The sequence below is a fragment of the Joostella sp. genome (assembly GCF_048266025.1).
GTDB lineage: Bacteria > Bacteroidota > Bacteroidia > Flavobacteriales > Flavobacteriaceae > Galbibacter > Galbibacter atrarenae.
In genome coordinates, this window is record NZ_JBLXAF010000001.1 from 47956 (window position 1) to 65999 (window position 18044).

An 18044-nucleotide genomic window follows, 5' to 3' on the forward strand; every position below is an offset into this window, starting at 1 on the left:
CTATTCTACTACAATTTCATCAACAAAAAGCCAAGTTCCACCTCCATTCGGAGCTTTTCCAAGGTTTTCAGCTATCACTTTTAAATAACGTGTATTTACACCTCCTAATTCTAGTTCAAACGTTTTTAACTCTCCTTCCTTATTTTCTTTAAATGGACGATCAATCGTTTTTATCAATTTGAAATTCTCATTATCATCAGAAGTAAAAACTGAAATTTTCTTCGGAAAATAAATCCCAGATCCCTGCTTTTCTAAAGTTCCTACTCCAACATTATCAACTGTTGTTTTTTCTCCAAGGTCTATAACAATATCCATATTATCTCCAAGCCAACCCAACCATTGTCCGTCGCGGAAATTCTCTGAACCTCTAAGTACATTAACTAATGTTGGATCTCCTGCTCCCTGATAACTATCGTGGTAGTTAATATTATATATAATGTTTTTACCTACTGATTTATGGAATATAAATTTCTTTTCAAAAACTCTACCAATTGGTTTTTCATCTTCAAAACGAGCTGCTTTAATTGTAGATGTATTACTGACTTTAATCGGTTTTGTATAAGGAATGGCATCGCTTTCAAGGTTTCCATTCTCAGTAATATATCTTATATCTGAATTTAAAAATTCATCTTGCAACTCAACGTTAATTGATTTATCTAGACTATCAATACTTGCTGTAGATCTAATTGTGTAGGCACTTTCAGCATAATTAATATTCATAACTTCCAATCGGTTGAATAAATACTGAACACGCTCTGAAAAATCTTCCCAACTCTGATCTTTTTTAGGAGTCCACAATACTTCCGATAAAGCCGTTAAGCGTGGAAATATCATATACTCCGATTGGTCTGTTGTTGGAATATATTCTGAGAATAAGTTCGCTTGTCCTCCAAGAATATGTTGTTTTTGTGCTGAAGTCATTTCTTCTGTAACTGGAGAGAATTCATATACTTGACTTAAAGGTGTATAACCTCCCCATGCTAAAGGCTCTTCCCCTGGAGGGCCTTGATAATAATCAAAATAACAATGAGAAACGGGAGTCATTACCACATCATGTCCCTGAGAAGAAGCTTTAACACCGCCTTTAGTTCCTCTCCAACTCATTACAGCTGCTCCCTCTGCTATTCCTCCTTGGAGGATTTCATCCCATCCTATCATTTTTCTTCCCTTACCGCTAACGTATTTTTCAATACGCTTCATAAAGTAACTTTGTAACTCCTCTACATCTTTTAAACCTTCTTCCTTCATTCTCTTTTGACAATGTGGACACTTTTCCCAGTTTGTTTTTGTTGCTTCATCTCCTCCAACATGGATATATTGAGACGGAAACAATGTTATAACTTCATCTAAAACATTCTCAATAAATGTAAAAGTGGATTCTTTACCTGCGCAATAAATGTCTGTAATAGGCCATACTCCACCAGAAGGAACCATGATTTTTTGATCAAAACAAGCAAGCTCAGGATACGATGCAATAGCACTCATAACATGGGCTGGCATTTCTATTTCTGGAACAACAGTAATCCCCTTCTTTTCTGCATAAGCTACGATTTCTTTAATATCTTCTTGTGTGTAAAAACCACCATAAGTTGTCTCTTCTCCTAGCTCATTCTTCTTTCTAGTTTGCCAATGCAAATCCTCCTGATCTACTCTAAAAGCACCAACTTCTGTTAACTTAGGATATTCTTTTATCTCTATTCTCCAACCTTGATCATCTACTAAATGAAAATGTAACGTATTCATTTTTAAGAAAGCCAATCTGTCAATTGTCTTCATTATATATTCCTTCTCAAAAAAATGTCTCGCAACATCCAGCATAAGTCCTCTCCATTTATATTGAGGTTCATCATCAATAGTTACAGCAGGAATAATCCAATTAATATCTTGAACAAAACTAGTGCTCTCTATCTCATTTGGAAGTAATTGAAGAATTGATTGTATAGCATATATTGCACCGTTAAGACCATTTGACTCAACAACTATATTGTTTTCAGAAACCTTTAGCTTATAAGCCTCCTTATTCAAAGAATCATTTTCCTTAAAAACTATATAATTTGCACTTGGGGCCTCATTAACGATATCCAATTTTAAATTAGCAGCATTTTTAAATTTTTCTGATAAAATCTCTGATGCAATAATTTGAACATCATTATTCACAACTAGTTTGGTATTACTATTGAAGCTAAAAGCTCCATCTCCTAACACCATATTTTTAGGCTTAGGAATTATTTTGACGTCTTCTTTAATAAAGGAAGTTTTACTAGTTTTATTGCAACTAAAAAATAAAAAAAGCAGACTTGCTAAGTAAAAATATTTCATTGGTTATTGTTTGTTGATTTAAGTAAGCTATGTTTCTATATAACAGTATATACGGGGTACTAATTCGTTTTACTAAATTACTCCTGATATATGTTATTAAAATAATTATCAAAGCAATATAAGAAGAAAGTATTTGATAATAAAAAGATTTAGAAGCAATAACTCTTCTCTTTTCTTTTGTTATTATTCTTTATCAAGAGGTAGAAAAAACGGAAACAAAAAAGGCCGCCTATGTGCTAGACGACCTTCTTGAAGAGTTTTGAGGGTGAAATTAATTAACAATTATTATTTTGCCCACCATAGCTTTGTTCCCTGAACATCAGGCCCCTGAGTGCTAATGGCTGCATTAAAGTTCGGATTAGCTTGTGCTCCAGTCCCATAACGAAGACGTTGTGGATAAGCTCCATTTAAAGTACCTAATTCATAAATAGTCTGATTAGAAACTCCAGCTGCAAGTTCTTTTGGATAACCTGTTTTTCTTACCACAGCCCATGCTTCGAAACCATCTGTATAGCTTGCTATCCAACGTTGTAAAGCTATTTTTTCTAACTTTTCTTCTGTAGTTCCTGTAGAGATATCTGCAATAGCGCTTGATGCAATATATGTATCAGCGTCTCCCTCACCTATACCCCACAACTTCATTGCTTCCTTTATTCCTGAAGCTAATAAAGCTTGTGCATCTCCAGAACCTACTCCATTAACCGCAGCTTCTGCCTGTAAGAAATATGAATCTGCACTGCTAATAATTATCTCTGGATATCCATCAGCCTCTTTACCTCTAGGTTGGATAATAGCATCGGATGGTGTACTGAAAAGATCATAACGAACATATGGCATTGTCAAACCGTTCATACGAACTGGCTGTCCTATATATTGCCCAGAAGGAACTTCTAATATAACGGTACTTCCATTATCTGTTCTTGTATAATCGGCCCCTGCAGAAACAAGAGCAGCTTCCATAAAGTCTACTCTTTCCATGAAGTCTTCATCATCTCCTCCATCTTCAAAATTAAATGTCCCTCCTTTTGCAGGATTTGCATATATAGCTAATCTTGGATCATTATTGTCTTGTAATAAATTAATTAAAACCTGACTAACGGTCCAATCTGAACCAGCTCCAAAATCATTCCATACATCTCCATAAGAAGAAGAAGTCCATTCGCTAATAACAAAGTCTTTCTTCATTGTCACACTACCACTTGCATCATCTAAAAGAGGTTGCGACATTGCCTCTGTGATTGCTTTCGATGCAAAATTTTCCCCTGGAGCTCCTAAAGCACGAGTTCCCAGTCTTAATTTTAATGTATTTGCAAGTTTCTTCCATTGTTGTAAATCTCCTCCGCAATACACATCGTTTTCTCCTGCATCGTCAATCCCTAAACCTGTTCTCTCTTCATCTCCAATAATACTCATAGCTCTATCAAGGTCTGCTATTACACCTTTATAAATATCCATTTGGGTGTCATATTTAGGAGTTAAAATTCCATCAACACCAGCTTCAGTAAAAGGAACCATTCCAAAAGTATCTGTGTACATTTGATAATATAGTCCCTTCATTATTAAGGACATTGCATACATATACTCGTTTTCAAACTCTCCCCCTGGAGCTGTTAAATCGCTAAACGATTTTATGTTACCAAAATATCCAGCTAGCCAATCGTATGCAGCATCTGTATATCCGGCATTGTACGTATAAGAAAGTCCATCTGACCACCAACTTTGATTCATCCCAAAAGTAAAATGACCCGCAAATCTATCCGTATGGATTAAATGAGCTCTCCAATACTCAAAACGCCCAGGAGCATAAAGTCCAACTTGGGCACTCGTTAAAAAGTATTTCGCACTCACCTCATCGGATGAAAAACCTTGATTATTGGTGTTTATTTCGTCAAAATCTTTTGTACAAGAGATTCCTATTAGGAGGCACAAAAAACCTGTTATATATTTGAATTTTTTCATTGTGTACATTTTTAAAATTTAACGTTCAAACTAAGCCCAATACTTCTCGTTGTTGGAAGCGCATAAAATAATACTCCTTGTCCAAGGTTAGAAGTAGAGTAGCTCGATTCTGGATCAAAATTATCTGCTTCTTTATAGATAAAGAATAGATTTCTTCCCACAGCACTTAAAGACAATCCATTTAAAAATGTATTATCTAAAAACTTAGAAGGCAAATTATAAGTTAAGCTCAACTCTCTTAAACGTACATTTGTTTGAGAGAACACATATTCTGAACCAATTCCACTTACAGACCCCCAGTATTCTTGAGCCGTAATAAGCTCTGTATTTGGAGTATAATTACCATTACCATCATCCACAACTCCTTCTACTATTACACCACCGTCACGATATTCAAGAGATCTCTCTGAAACACCAGTAGCATCCAATTGAGAGTCTGTGTATGAGAATACTTCTCCACCTACTCTAAAGTCTACTAAAGCATTTAATGTGAAATCTTTTATTCTGAAAGTATTTGTAAAACCTCCAGAGAAATCTGGTTGATAATTTCCTGTCTTAACACGTTCTGAAGTAGCTTGAGGTCTCCCTTCAGCAGTTAATATTAAATCTCCTGCATCATTACGTAGCCAATCTGTAGTATAGATATCTCCATAACCTTCGCCAACTTGAGCTCTAACATCTACAATACCTCCGTTACTTGAACTGAAAGTAAAGTTTTCTTGTCCGTCAATTAAGCTTTCAAGAGTGTTTTTATTTTTAGCCATATTAACAGAAACATCCCAACCAAAATTCTGGTTACTTATTGGAGTTCCTCCTATTAAAAACTCAAAACCTTTATTTGTTATTTCCCCAACATTTTCTCTGAAGAAATCGTATCCTGTACCTGGATCTACAGGAACGTCGAAAATTAAGTTCTTACTACTAATATCATAATATGCAAAGTCAGCATACAATCTATTATTAAAAGCTTTGAACTCAAAACCAAATTCTGTAGAATTAACATCTTCTGGCTGAAGACTTTCACTAAATCTAATATTTGGTCTATTAATTTGTGTGTTTCCTAAGTAACCATTTGATGCTACCGAAAACAAGTTCACTATCTGCTGAGGATCGGTATCATTACCTACACTTGCTGTACTTGCTTTAAGTTTTAATAAGTTAATATTAGATTCTTGCATATTGAAGATCTCATTCAAAAGAACACTCACACTTGCAGAACTATAAAAATAAGATCTATTTTCTTCCGCTAATGCAGAAGACCAGTCATTTCTAGCTGTAAGATCCACATATACCATATCATTATACGAGAAAGAAGCTGATCCATATATAGAATTTACTCTTTTTTCTATTAAATCTGACTGTGTTGCCAATAACTGAGATCCATCAGTATTATCTAAGAAATATTTCCCTGGAATCTTAAAATCAAACCCATTAGTGGTTGAGGATATAAAAGTAGAATGTCTCATATTCCCTCCAGCATTAGCAGATACATTAAAGTTGCTTCCCACGTCCTTATTGAACATAAATAAGAAATCGTAGTTTGTTTCTGTTCTATCATTTTTTCCGAAACGAATTCTACCATCAGGAAAGAAATGATGACCTGTAGCCTCATAAGCTTCTGTGTCTTGCTGAATTGCATCTGTACCTACTCTTGCAAATACAGAAAGCCAATCAGTAAATTGATATTCTAATTTTGCAAAACCAGTAACACGTGTTCTTTTATCTCCATTGTAATCGTTTTCCAACATCCAATATGGATTTCCACCTGATGAAGTTGGAGCTATTACTTTATATGGATTATTTGGGTCTATAGGATTATCTAAGTCTTGATAATTCTTTAAGTCGTTAATATTTATATTTCTAGCTAAAGGATACACATAAGCAACAACACCTTCTGTACCTTGAGAAGGTCTATTTTGAGCATCTTGAATGAAATAAGTGATTTTTGCATCAAGAGATAATTTATCAGATAAATTTGCTGTTCCTCTTAAGTTAAAGTTATTACGCTTCACATTAGAGTTAGGTAAAATTGACTCTAAGTCTGAGTTTGTATAAGAAAAACGCACAGTAGCCTTTTCAGATCCTGCATTTAAAGCCAATGTATTTATCATTGATGTACCCGTTTCAAAGAAGTCTTTGACATTATTAGGTTGTGCAGAATATGGCTTCATTGTACCATCAAACTCAAGTTGCTGTGAACCATCAAATCTTGGTCCCCAAGATCCACCATTACTAGTTACTGAATTTACTTGAGTTGCTAAATCAGCGGTAGCATCTACCTGAGGGAAATTACCATTGTTCCCTCTACCATATTCATTTTGATATTCTGGCAACACTAAAGGAGTATCAAAAGTAGCACTAGATGTAAAAGAAACACCAAGTCCTTTTGTTTTTCTACCGCTTTTTGTGGTAATAATAATCACCCCATTACTTGCTCTAGACCCATATAACGCAGCGGCATTTGGTCCTTTTAATATCGACATGCTTTCGATATCATCTGGATTTATATCTGAAATTCCATTTCCTAAATCTGGAACAGAGTATTCTCCTGCTCCTGCAGTTGCCAATGAACTGTTATCTATAGGAACTCCATCCACAACATATAATGGCTGGTTGTTTCCAGTTATAGAGTTATTACCACGAATAACAACTCTTGTTCCTCCACCAACACCAGAAGTAGATTTTGTTACAACTACCCCCGCTACTTTTCCTGCTAAAGAACTTGCAACGTTTGACTCTTTTACTAAAGAAACACTTTCTCCATCTAATTCCGTAACTGAATATCCTAAAGATTTCTTATCTCTTGTTAATCCTAAAGAAGTTACGACCACCTCATCTAATTGTTGAGCATCTGCAGCTAAAGCGATACTAATATTAGTTTTACCAGATACGCTTACATCTTGAGACATATACCCAATCATTGAAAGCTGTAGCATTGCATCTTGAGCAACATTGTCTAAGGTAAATTTACCGTCAAAATCTGTAGAAGTTCCTTTATTAGTTCCTTTTACTACAACGGTAACCCCAGGTAAAGGCATTCCGTCATCGGCATCTGTAATTGTACCCGTAATTGTCTTTTCTTGCGCCAGTAATACACTACTGAATAAGAGAAACGCAAACACCAGAATAGGTAATAGTTTTTTACGCATAAATTGAATTTTAGATTAGTTTTATTGATTGTTAATTTTTTGAAAACTTTTAAAAGGTTAACAAAAAGCCTATTAAATGTTAAAAAATACTTAATAAAAGTAAAAATATTTCGCTAAACGACGTAGGAAAACTTATAAACAACATGAAAAGGAATACATTCGTATTTCAAGAAATGTTAAAGGTTATTTTTACCTTTTTTTCAATCAATTGAAAAACAATAAAAAACGATCTATTTAAAAAAACTGACAAATATCAAAATACTCGAGTTTTGATAAAAAAATTAAATATATCGCAAACAAAATGCAAAGTTATAAACAAAAAAAGAGGAGCTAAAATCAAGTTTTTAGCTCCTCTAAACGTTAAATTATTATTGTAAACTATTCGTTATTCTACATCCCACCAAATTCGAGTTGTTAAAAGGTCTGGACCTTGCTTTGCATTATTAGCATCATAATTTGCCTTGTTGATACTTTGCTCACTCGTAGAATATGTCAATCTTCTAGGAATAGTTCCATTTGTTTCATTCCCTGAGTAATTTACTGGGACTAAATTTGGCAATCCGGTTCTTCGCCAATTTGCATAAGCCTCATATTCATTAAGAAAAGTTGCAGCCCAATATTGTGTATTAATCAGCTCTAAACCGTTTGAGGCATCATATGGATTATCTACCAAATATTGATCTATTTTAGCATTATCTATTATTGCACTCTCTCCATACAACGACAACATCTCCATAGCCGCTCGCACACCATTATTGTAATGTTGCTCAGGGTCTCCAGCTAATCCCCATCTTATAGCTGCTTCTGCTAACATAAACTCAACCTCAGCATATGTTTGAAAAAACATAGGAGCATCTTCGCCTGTTATTATATTTCTATTAGGCTCAGCATATGCATTAGTATCTTCTTCGCCAGTTAAATCTGTTAAAAGTCTAGAATCTAAACCATTTGGAAGTCCTTTTAAATCGGCAACATCAACACTTCCGTCACTTTTTCTAGCTGCCAATATTGGCAAACGAGGATCTCCTTCTAAAAAGTCAATGAATGTCTTACTCATTCTCATATTATCATCTGCAAGAAAAACAGATCCATTTCCATTTCTATTAATTCCTTCTGGCCCTAAAGTATGTTCAATATAAGCAATATCAGCATTAGATGTCATAACACCTCCGTTGATAGCTTTTGTAACCCATTCTTTTGAAGCTGCAGGATCAACCTTTATAATTCTGAATCCCAAGCGAAGCATCATTGAGTAAGCAAATCGTTTCCATTTTCCTTGATCTCCCTCATAAAATAAATCTGCACTTCCAAATCCTGATGTTCCTGAACCTAAAGCTGCTGCAGATTCCTCTAACTCATTGAGCATATCTAAATAAATAAAGCTCTGTTCATCATATGCAGGTGAAAAATTACTACTTATAACTGCACTTCCTGCCTCTGTATATGGTATATTCCCATACAGATCTGTAAGCCTATGATAAATAAAAACGCGCATAATTCTGGTAATAGCAACCATTTCCTCTGGCTGATTTTCTTCTTCTAACTGCACCAACATATCTTCTACTGTTTTAACAGCATTACCATAAATTCGATCTATCATCGAAGAAGCATATCCTTTGTTCCAAGTATATTTATCTCCAGCCCAATAACCCGCTGTGGTAGAAAAATGTTGCATCATTGTTGAGCAATAAATTAGATTAGCTCTCCAATTCTCATAACGCTCACCAGAAGTAAACAACTGTGTTGAAGTTAATTTAGAAGTAACGCTTACTTGAGATGGCTTAGTTGGGTCTACATTTAATTCTTCAAATCCTTTATCACAGCTTAAAGTAATAAATGCAATTACTATTGCTGTATATATAATTTTTTTCATGCTCTAAAATTTAATATTAACATTGAATCCATATGTTCTTGTTGGAGGTACACCATAGTATTCCAAACCTTGAGAATTACCCACATTATATGCACTTTCAGGATCAATATTATCAACACTTCTCTTTATGTAAAATAAATCTTGTCCTACTATTGAAAAGTTTAAACTATTAATAAAAGTGTCTTCTAAGATTGATGAAGGCAATGAATATCCTAAGCTTAATTGTCTGAACTTTATAAAATCTGAATCATCAACAAAGTGTTCAGCAATATCATTAACTCTACCGTAATATGTCTGTAAATCTTCAGGAGCAACTGTAGTTGTAAAAGCTTGTCCTGTGGTGCCATCAATTCCTGAAACCTCTAGGCCGTTCTCTCTTCCTTCAAGTGTATCTTTATGTAATCCATTTCCATATGAAACTGTATTAGTTCCTGAAAAAATCTGTCCTCCAAACTTCCCATCGATTAAAAAATTCAATGAAAATCCTTTATAATTAAACGTATTAGTAAAACCAAAAGTCCATGGCGGAATTCCTTCTCCTAGAATTTCACGCTCCCCAATCCTAGCCAAAGGCACTCCTTCATCCGATATATCATAAACTATAGCTCCAGAATCATCTCTTACATAAGAAACTCCATATATTACACCAAATGGCTGATCTACTATTTGCTTAATTTCAACATTTCGTGTTCTCGGTTCCCCTAGGCTGATATCTCCATTAACATCATTAGTAGCAACTACTTTACTTTCATTAAAGGCTCCATTAATTGTTGTTTTCCAACTAAAGTTCTCTGTTCTTATTGGCGTCCCCGATAGCAAAAATTCTACTCCTTTATTTTGTAAAACTCCTATATTTTCTACAGCAGTTTTATAGCCAGAAAAAACAGAAGCTGTCACAGGAACTATATCATTAGTTGTCTCATTGCTATAATATGCTAAATCAAGAGAAAGACGATTATTAAAGAATCTTGAATCCAATCCTATTTCCAACTCACTTTTACTAAAAGCAACTAATCCAGCATTTGGAACTTGATCTCCATTAACTCTTCCTAATGGCTGACCTAAGTGGCCTTGACCAAAAATCTCATACGTTAAAGCCAATTGATATGGATCTTGAGCACCTCCAGCTACCTCAGAATATCCTCCTCTTAGCTTTAAAAAATTAACCGCACCCCCCATGTTAAATGCATCAGATAGAATCACACTTGCATTTACGGAAGGATAAAAATCATCGTTTGGAGTTGTCTTCCCTGGAAACGATAATGTTGAAAACCAATCATTACGTCCTGTAAACGTAACATAGATAAAGTTTCTATATGATAATTCTAATGATCCATATAGCGACCCTATTTTTCGCTCTTCATAAGTTCTATCGTTTGACTGATTAGCGGTGTTTCCAACATCTTCCAAATCTTGAACAATAAAATTCTCTCCACGTTGTCTTAAAAATTCTTCTTTAATACTATTACTATTAGCTCCAAATAAAGCTGAAACCGCAAAATCTTCAGAAATATCACCTTCTAATCCTAAAATAATATCTGCATCAACCTGTGTATATCTTGTTTCATCCTCATTTATAGCTCCTAAAGGGCGATAGGCTGTCCCATAAGGTTCCACTTGTGTTTTTCTGATAGTGTAGTGATCTGTACCTACTCTACCCATTAAATAAATCCAATCCTTAATATCATATTTTAATGAAGTCGAAGCTATAATTCTATTCCTTGTATCTTCATTTCTAAAATTATACGCCGCAAAATATGGATTCTGAGAAAAAACATTATTAGAGAATACCCGTTCTGTACCATCTGGATTAGTTCCAGGATCCATATCTGTCACATCCCAATTGGGAGGCAAATTTGCCACTGTAAAATTTGCATTTCCTGGTGCATCAGATAATCTTGGTCTATTATTAGCCTTCTCTATGCTGTACTTTGCATTAACTTGAGTAGATAGTTTATCTGCCAATACTGCTCCTGCATTTAACGAAAATGATTTTCTATTAATGCTAGAATTTGGCATTATATCTTGAGTATCGAAGTCAGAAGCAGATAAACGATAATTCATGTTTTCATTAGAACTTGATAATGAAACAGTATTAACAATAGTAGTTCCAGTTCTATAAAACTTAGATTTATTATCACCCACATAAGAATAAGGTCTTGCTACTCCATCCCATTGAATTACATTAGACCCATCTAATTTTGCTCCCCATGAGGACAAACCTATGTCTTGTGCTTCCTCTAGATTAGAAGGTGCTTCTCCAAATCTACCTTGTCCATATTCCGTTTGAAAGTCTTGAATTGAGCTATTTACATCAAAAAAGTTAATTGAACTGCTAAACTCTACTCCAAAGCCTTTTTGTTTCTTTCCTGACTTTGTAGTGATTAAAATAACACCACCAGCCGCTCTAGAACCATATAAAGCAGAAGCTGCTCCACCTTTTAAAACACTAATAGACTCTACATCATCTGGATTAATACTTGAAATTCCGTCTCCACCATCTGTACCACCAAATAAACCTGCTTCTCCATTATTCTGATTACTAATAGGTATACCATCTACTACATATAAAGGTTGATTATATCCAGTAAGTGTACTTGGTCCACGAATAACAACTCTACTAGATCCACCAGCACCTGTTGCATTCTGAGTAATATTAACACCAGCAATCTTTCCCTGTAAAGAATTAATAGCGTTAGTTTGCTTCACAGTAGACATTTCATCCCCATCTACCTCTGTTAAAGAATACCCTAAAGCTTTGGTTTCTTTTTTAATCCCCAAAGCAGTAACTACCACCTCATCCAATTGTTGGGCATCTTCTACCATACTCACATTTACCTCTGATCTACCAGAAATATTAACCTCTATAGGCTTAAAACCTATATAAGTAAAAATCAAAACCCCATTTTCAGGAATTCCGCTCATAGTGAAATTTCCATCAAAATCGGTAGAAACTCCATTACTGGTTCCTTTTAAAACCACACTCACACCCGGAAGTGGCGCCCCGTTTGATTCATCAGTTACGACACCCGAAACTGTTTTTTCTTGTGCAGAAACTACACTCGAAATAAGCAGCAGCACAAACACAATTTTTGAGATTAATTTTTTAAACATACTTTTCAACGTTTTTAATTAGTTTTTGTTGATTAAAATCTATATCATATATTTTCGTCAAAACAAAACTAGATTCCTTACATAAAGAACTCGTGATATTGAAAAAAACATAATTAAACGCAATATATCAAAGAATATAATATTACAAAAACGTTTTAGTTATAAAAAAATTAAATTAAAATTCTAAAATATAATAATTGCGCAATAGAACAAATACGAAATTAGAATGCTCATAAACTATATTGTAAGTACAAAAATCTATTTAACAACACTACAAATAGAATAAAATCAACACGTTGCATTTGTAAAAAAAAGAAAAGACAAAGAGTAAGGATAGTACCCTACAACCTAACTTGACAAACAAAAAAAGTCTCTTGAAAAGTTCTCAAGAGACTTAATTATTGAAATAATATTTTAATACAACCTACTTAGAAGCTTTTATAGCTTCAAGCTGCTCATCTGTTAAAGCATTTCCATCAAAAAAGGAAATTCCTTTTGCTCCATTATCTTTGGCTAGCTTAATTGCTTTAGTTACATCATCAGCAGACATTGGTGGAACAAAAATCCCTGTATGTAATTCTGTATTCTTCCCTTGAAGATCCTTCACTCCTTCTCCTGTAGCGAAACCAATCCAATCTATTTCTTCGTTATAAAAATTGTTATAAATCATAGGTAAAACCATATCTATATTCCATTTATCCCAACGTTGGCGAACCATATGATCTGCCATTTCTGGATAAGGAAAAACTGCAGCGGTTAATTTTTTATCGTATTTATGAGCTATCTCATATGCATCATCTACTACCGCTTTTACTTTATTTAAGCGGAATTGCTTCCATTCCATATCAATCGCTGGATTTTCAAAGTTCCTTGGATTTTTATGATGTATTTTTTCAAATTCTGCTACGCAAACATCGCAATAACAGAAATCAAATTCTGGTAACTCTTCTTCTTGTTTCAAGTCATATTTAGGTAAAAGTCCGATTGGTAAAAAGATATCGGAATATCTTATATAATCCAAATGTACACTTGCTACTCCCTCAACTTTTGCCAAACCTTCTACCAAATCTAAAACATGGCCACGAGAAGCCTCTCTTGTTGGACATAACCACTGATAATAACCAACGTATGGGCGTGTATCAAAACATGACTTCCCTTCACGACTCACCGCATACCAATCTGGATGCTGCAAAGCCACAGAATCTCCTGGTCTATTCATTGCCATTATCCACGCATGAACTTCTAAACCTTCTTTTTTTGCTATTGGTGTTAATCGCTCTAAAAGCTTAGGATCGGTATTTGTATTTATTAAAACAGCATCAATTCCACTAGCTTTATATTTAGCAAATTCCCTTTGATAAGAAGTATCAGCTCGTTGTTCACTTGCTGTTGTCCACGTCCAATATTTAAAGTCGCTTTGTTCTTTTACAACTGCTACTTCTTCTGGTTTAGCCTCATCATTAGCGGCTTTCTTCTCACTGCAGGATGCTAACACGAATAGCATTGCCAACATAGATAGTTTTAATAATCGCATAGTATATTAAGTTTAGTTTATTGCTCTTTTATTATAAAATCTCCATCCTCTTTTAATATTAATTGCTTTCCAGTAAAAGGACTCACTACAGAAAGATTCCATCCAAAATTATGGACCTCCAAAGTTGGTTTTATTTTTTCTCCATCAATTTTTATAGAATTTGAAATCAATTGATCAATCTCCTTTATCCAACTTCCATGCTCACGATGATATGATTTTTGCTTCCTATACAGGCTATAAAGTTCCCATTTAATCTTTTCATCAGCTGGAATTACAAACTCACTCTTTTTAGAGGTAGCCCTTCTTTCAGTTGAAAAATATACATATCCCCACCATTCTGGCTCGTGCATATTTATAACCCATTGTGGCGACCATACCCAATTATATTCAGGTAGAAAATTTCCACTTTCATCTTTTTTTCGCTGATATGTATCCCCTACCAATTCATAATCCCAATTAACCCTAGAAAAGTTAATTCGCCAATAGTCATCCGCCGGAACTTTATTATTACCAGCTTCTTTTAACGCATTCCAAGGCATTGCAATCTCAACACTCCAACCTTTGTCTTCATCGGAAGCATCGTTTATAGTTCCTTTTATCGCTACCGCTGTTTTAATCCCTTTTATATCCCAACTATCTACTACTTTTCCATGTTCTCTATATGGTTTTGTTAGATATAAATCCCATACAGTATTAAGCGCATTCATCTCAAACTCCATATAGTTATGAGTATCCCCGTCAGGATCAATAAAGATTTCAAAATCATTATTATAAAAAATAATTGTATCCCGCTGCTTTAATGTCGCCCATACATGAGGCTCTTCCATTTCTGCATAAAAATATAAATAGTCATCATCCCACAGCATTTTTACTTTAGTCTTGTATTTTGGGGTTTTCTCTCCTTGAATATCTATAAAGTCTGCTGTCCATTTTGTCTTTTTCCAAGACGACTCCTTCGCTTTACCATCAATTTTTATAGTTTCTGATATTTTTGGAGCTACATAAGCATTTGGGGGTATTATTTTATCTTGAGCTGTAAGATTAGCCGACATAAGAAAAACACTTATACCAAACAATAAACCTTGGATTCCTATCTTCATATTTTAAATTCTTTGAAACTAAAAAGGACACTTACGTGCCCTTTCTTATTATTCTAAATTTTCAACTTTAATATCACAATATAAAAACATTTAGACAAACAACATCAATTTATTGCCATACGCCTATAATCAAACGATATTAAGCAGCTCCTAATTTGTCTTTGTAGTATCTTTTTTCTTCCCAAACAAACCATTAATAATACTATTCGCAGTATTTTTAATTTTATCTGTAGTAACAGAGTCCTTAGTTGATGTTGTGTTTGTAGCTGTAGAATCTTTAGTTTTACTACCTCCTAAAAAGCTATTCAGAGCATCTTTTACCTTATCGCTCCCTTGATTAATAAGCTTATCTTTTTGCATAGTCACCAACTTCTTGGTAAGCTCAGTCGCTGTAGAGCTTAAGTTTGTCGAAATGGAAGGACTACTGTAAGTTCCGCCAATGGTAGCAGATACAGGCACTGTTATATTTTCAGCCTCAGGATCATTTAGCTTAGCTAATAAACTTGTAACATCTTTCCCTAAATATTTAGCAGGAACCTCAAAACTTGCATTATAATCAATCGATTTATCAAAACCATGACTTCCAGCCACCTGAATATCTATGTCTTTATATTTTAAGTTGAATGGTTTTACATTTACTCGACCATCTTCAAATGTCAAACTTGTTTTAATATCTTTTGTTTCCCCTTCTTCAAGTTTCAAGAAATTTAATTGACTACTAAGAGCGCTTAAAACTTTTCCTTTTTCAGGATCAAAACCGTTTATAATAGCTTCCGCCAAGGCATTACCAGAAAGAGAATTTAAATTCGGAGTAAAATCATTATTAAGATTTCCTTTTAAAGACAAATTAGAATTAAGATTTCCTTGCAAAGCATTTGCAATTGGAGTTATTGCTTGCAACATATCTAATCCCTGAAAAGACTCTGTGATATCAAAACTCTTAATTCCTAAGTCCATGTCAAAAGTTGGTGTTGCATTTTTAGTAGACACCGATCCATTTAAAGCTATCTTTCCGCCAAAAATTGAAGAATTAAGATCTTTTAATGTTACCGTTTCATCCCTAACTATTAATGTTCCTGAAACATCTTTAAGCGTCAAATTATCATAAATTACAGTATTCGCTTTAGCAGCAATTGTAGCATCTAAAAATGATGGTATTTTTATCTGTTCCTCTCCTGTTGCTACTGTATTTTCAGGCTTTGTTGTTTCCGATTTTTCTTCTGACGTAGCTTCACCTTGAGGTTTCTCAGAAGATGTATCCTCTGTTTCTTCTACCATAAAATCATTTACAGCAAATGTGTTTGAGTTTAATGTAAAATTACCTTTTAACGTCTCCTTATTAAACATATATCCCAATAAGTTTTCTATGGAACCCTTTGCTGAAAGATCTGTTTTTCCTGTTTTAGCTTCAAATGCGTTTAAAGAGACATTTGATGTGTTGAAAGTAATTGCTGCATTTGAAATTTGTAATGGATTTTTCATTTCCTCTGAAACAAATTCAAAATCTTTCAATCCTAAAGAACCACTGTTTTTGGTATTCTCATATCTTTCATTTTCGATAGATTGCATGTCAAAAGCTGTTGAAAGATCTGCATCTAAAATTCCTTTTAAATCTAAATCAGAAGGAAAAGGATATGCATTAGAAAGATTAGAAAGATTAATTCTCCCTTTAAGATTAGCATTTACTTGAGGGTTTGCTGTAAGGTTTTTTATGTGCGCTTGTGCACTAAATACATCTTGTGCTATCTTAAAACTTAATTTATTTATATCTATCAAAGTATTCTCCACCAATCCCGTTTTATTAGTAATCTTTGTATCGATACTAATATTATTTACTGATTGTGGTAAGTCTGGATATTTAAAAGAAGCATTATTTGAAGATATTGCTATATCGAAAGTTGGGATATGAGTTTCATCCACAATTCCAGCCAACATACCTTCTACAACAAAATCTCCAGTAGTTTCTACGTTTTCAATATCTTTAGAGTACTCACTTGGAATTAAAGCTAAGAAGTTTTTAAAATCTGATGATGGTGTTTTAAAAGTGATATCCATTTCTTGATTATCATCATTTAATTTTACAAAACCATCAAACACCAATTCTAACTGATTGATAATTGCTTTATTTTCTAAAAATGTATATTTATTCTCTTCTAAATCCACTCCTAACTTGGCATCCCATTTTATAGAGTTTCTACTGAAGTAATTAACGCTATCCATTTCAAAAGATATAAGTGCGCTAGTTTCTGTATCTAATTCTGATTTTACTGCTGAAAGGTCTCCTTTCCCTGAGTGATTTAATTCTTCTAACTCAAAATACATTTTCCCTTTCTCATCATAATATTTTACTCTAGAATTAGTTATTTCATAACTCTGAATAGACAACGAAACATTACTGCTTGATGATGAAGATGCTGTTTCTGTAGATGCTTCAGGAGCAGCAGGAGCGCTATTTGATGTTTCGTTCTTCTTCGCTATATCATAATTCACATTTCCATCCTTATCAATAAAAACATTTACCACAGCTCCGTCAATACTGAATGAGTTTACCGAATATGGTTCTCCTTCTTTATTAAATATTTGCATAAAAGGAACACTTATATTAGCCTTTTTAGCAAATACCAAGGTATCTCCAGCAAAAGGAGCCTTATTTATAATACTCATGTCTTCCACTGTTACGGATGCATCTGGGAAGTTTTTTATAAGGCTTATGTCCGCATCTGCAAAATTAAATTCTGCATTGATATTTTTATTGACTGTATTTTTTACAATTTTTAGTATTTTTCCTTCAAATATAAAAGGAGCGGCAATAAGAAACACAACCAACAACCCTACTATTATACCTACTATCTTGAGAACTTTCTTCATTTTAATCTTATTTTCTACTAGCTAATTTTATTATTCAATATTATAACAAAAATGTAGTAAACTTTACACACTTTCGCTTATTTTAATAAAAATTTAATGTTTGTATATGTATATACGAAGAATCTACA

The 18044-nt window shown here is 33.9% G+C and carries 8 protein-coding genes; all 8 read right to left on the reverse strand.

Annotation, left to right across the window (positions count from 1 at the left end; genetic code table 11):
• Positions 1–2319: a family 20 glycosylhydrolase gene (locus ACN0TY_RS00215; RefSeq protein WP_417442914.1), complete on the reverse strand. Its 2319-nt coding sequence runs from the start codon at positions 2317–2319 to the stop codon at positions 1–3.
• A gap of 285 nt (positions 2320–2604) precedes the next feature.
• Positions 2605–4278: a SusD/RagB family nutrient-binding outer membrane lipoprotein gene (locus ACN0TY_RS00220; RefSeq protein WP_417442915.1), complete on the reverse strand. Its 1674-nt coding sequence runs from the start codon at positions 4276–4278 to the stop codon at positions 2605–2607.
• Between the two features lie 11 nt (positions 4279–4289).
• Positions 4290–7427, reverse strand: coding sequence for a SusC/RagA family TonB-linked outer membrane protein (locus ACN0TY_RS00225; RefSeq protein WP_417442916.1), 3138 nt, complete (start codon positions 7425–7427; stop codon positions 4290–4292).
• A 385-nt stretch (positions 7428–7812) separates the two neighbouring features.
• The gene (locus tag ACN0TY_RS00230) at positions 7813–9300 is read right to left on the reverse strand and encodes a SusD/RagB family nutrient-binding outer membrane lipoprotein (RefSeq protein WP_417442917.1); all 1488 of its coding nucleotides are present in this window, start codon (positions 9298–9300) and stop codon (positions 7813–7815) included.
• 3 nt (positions 9301–9303) lie between these two features.
• Complete coding sequence (locus ACN0TY_RS00235; protein ID WP_417442918.1) at positions 9304–12414, reverse strand: SusC/RagA family TonB-linked outer membrane protein; 3111 nt, start codon at positions 12412–12414, stop codon at positions 9304–9306.
• Between the two features lie 424 nt (positions 12415–12838).
• Positions 12839–13948, reverse strand: coding sequence for a hypothetical protein (locus ACN0TY_RS00240; RefSeq protein ID WP_417442919.1), 1110 nt, complete (start codon positions 13946–13948; stop codon positions 12839–12841).
• 17 nt (positions 13949–13965) lie between these two features.
• Entirely contained in the window at positions 13966–15048 is a 1083-nt protein-coding gene (locus ACN0TY_RS00245; RefSeq protein WP_417442920.1) for a carbohydrate-binding family 9-like protein, read from the reverse strand.
• Between the two features lie 150 nt (positions 15049–15198).
• Positions 15199–17916 (reverse strand): AsmA-like C-terminal region-containing protein, encoded by a 2718-nt coding sequence (locus tag ACN0TY_RS00250; protein ID WP_417442921.1) that lies wholly within the window; start codon positions 17914–17916, stop codon positions 15199–15201.
• Positions 17917–18044: the final 128 nt, after the last annotated feature.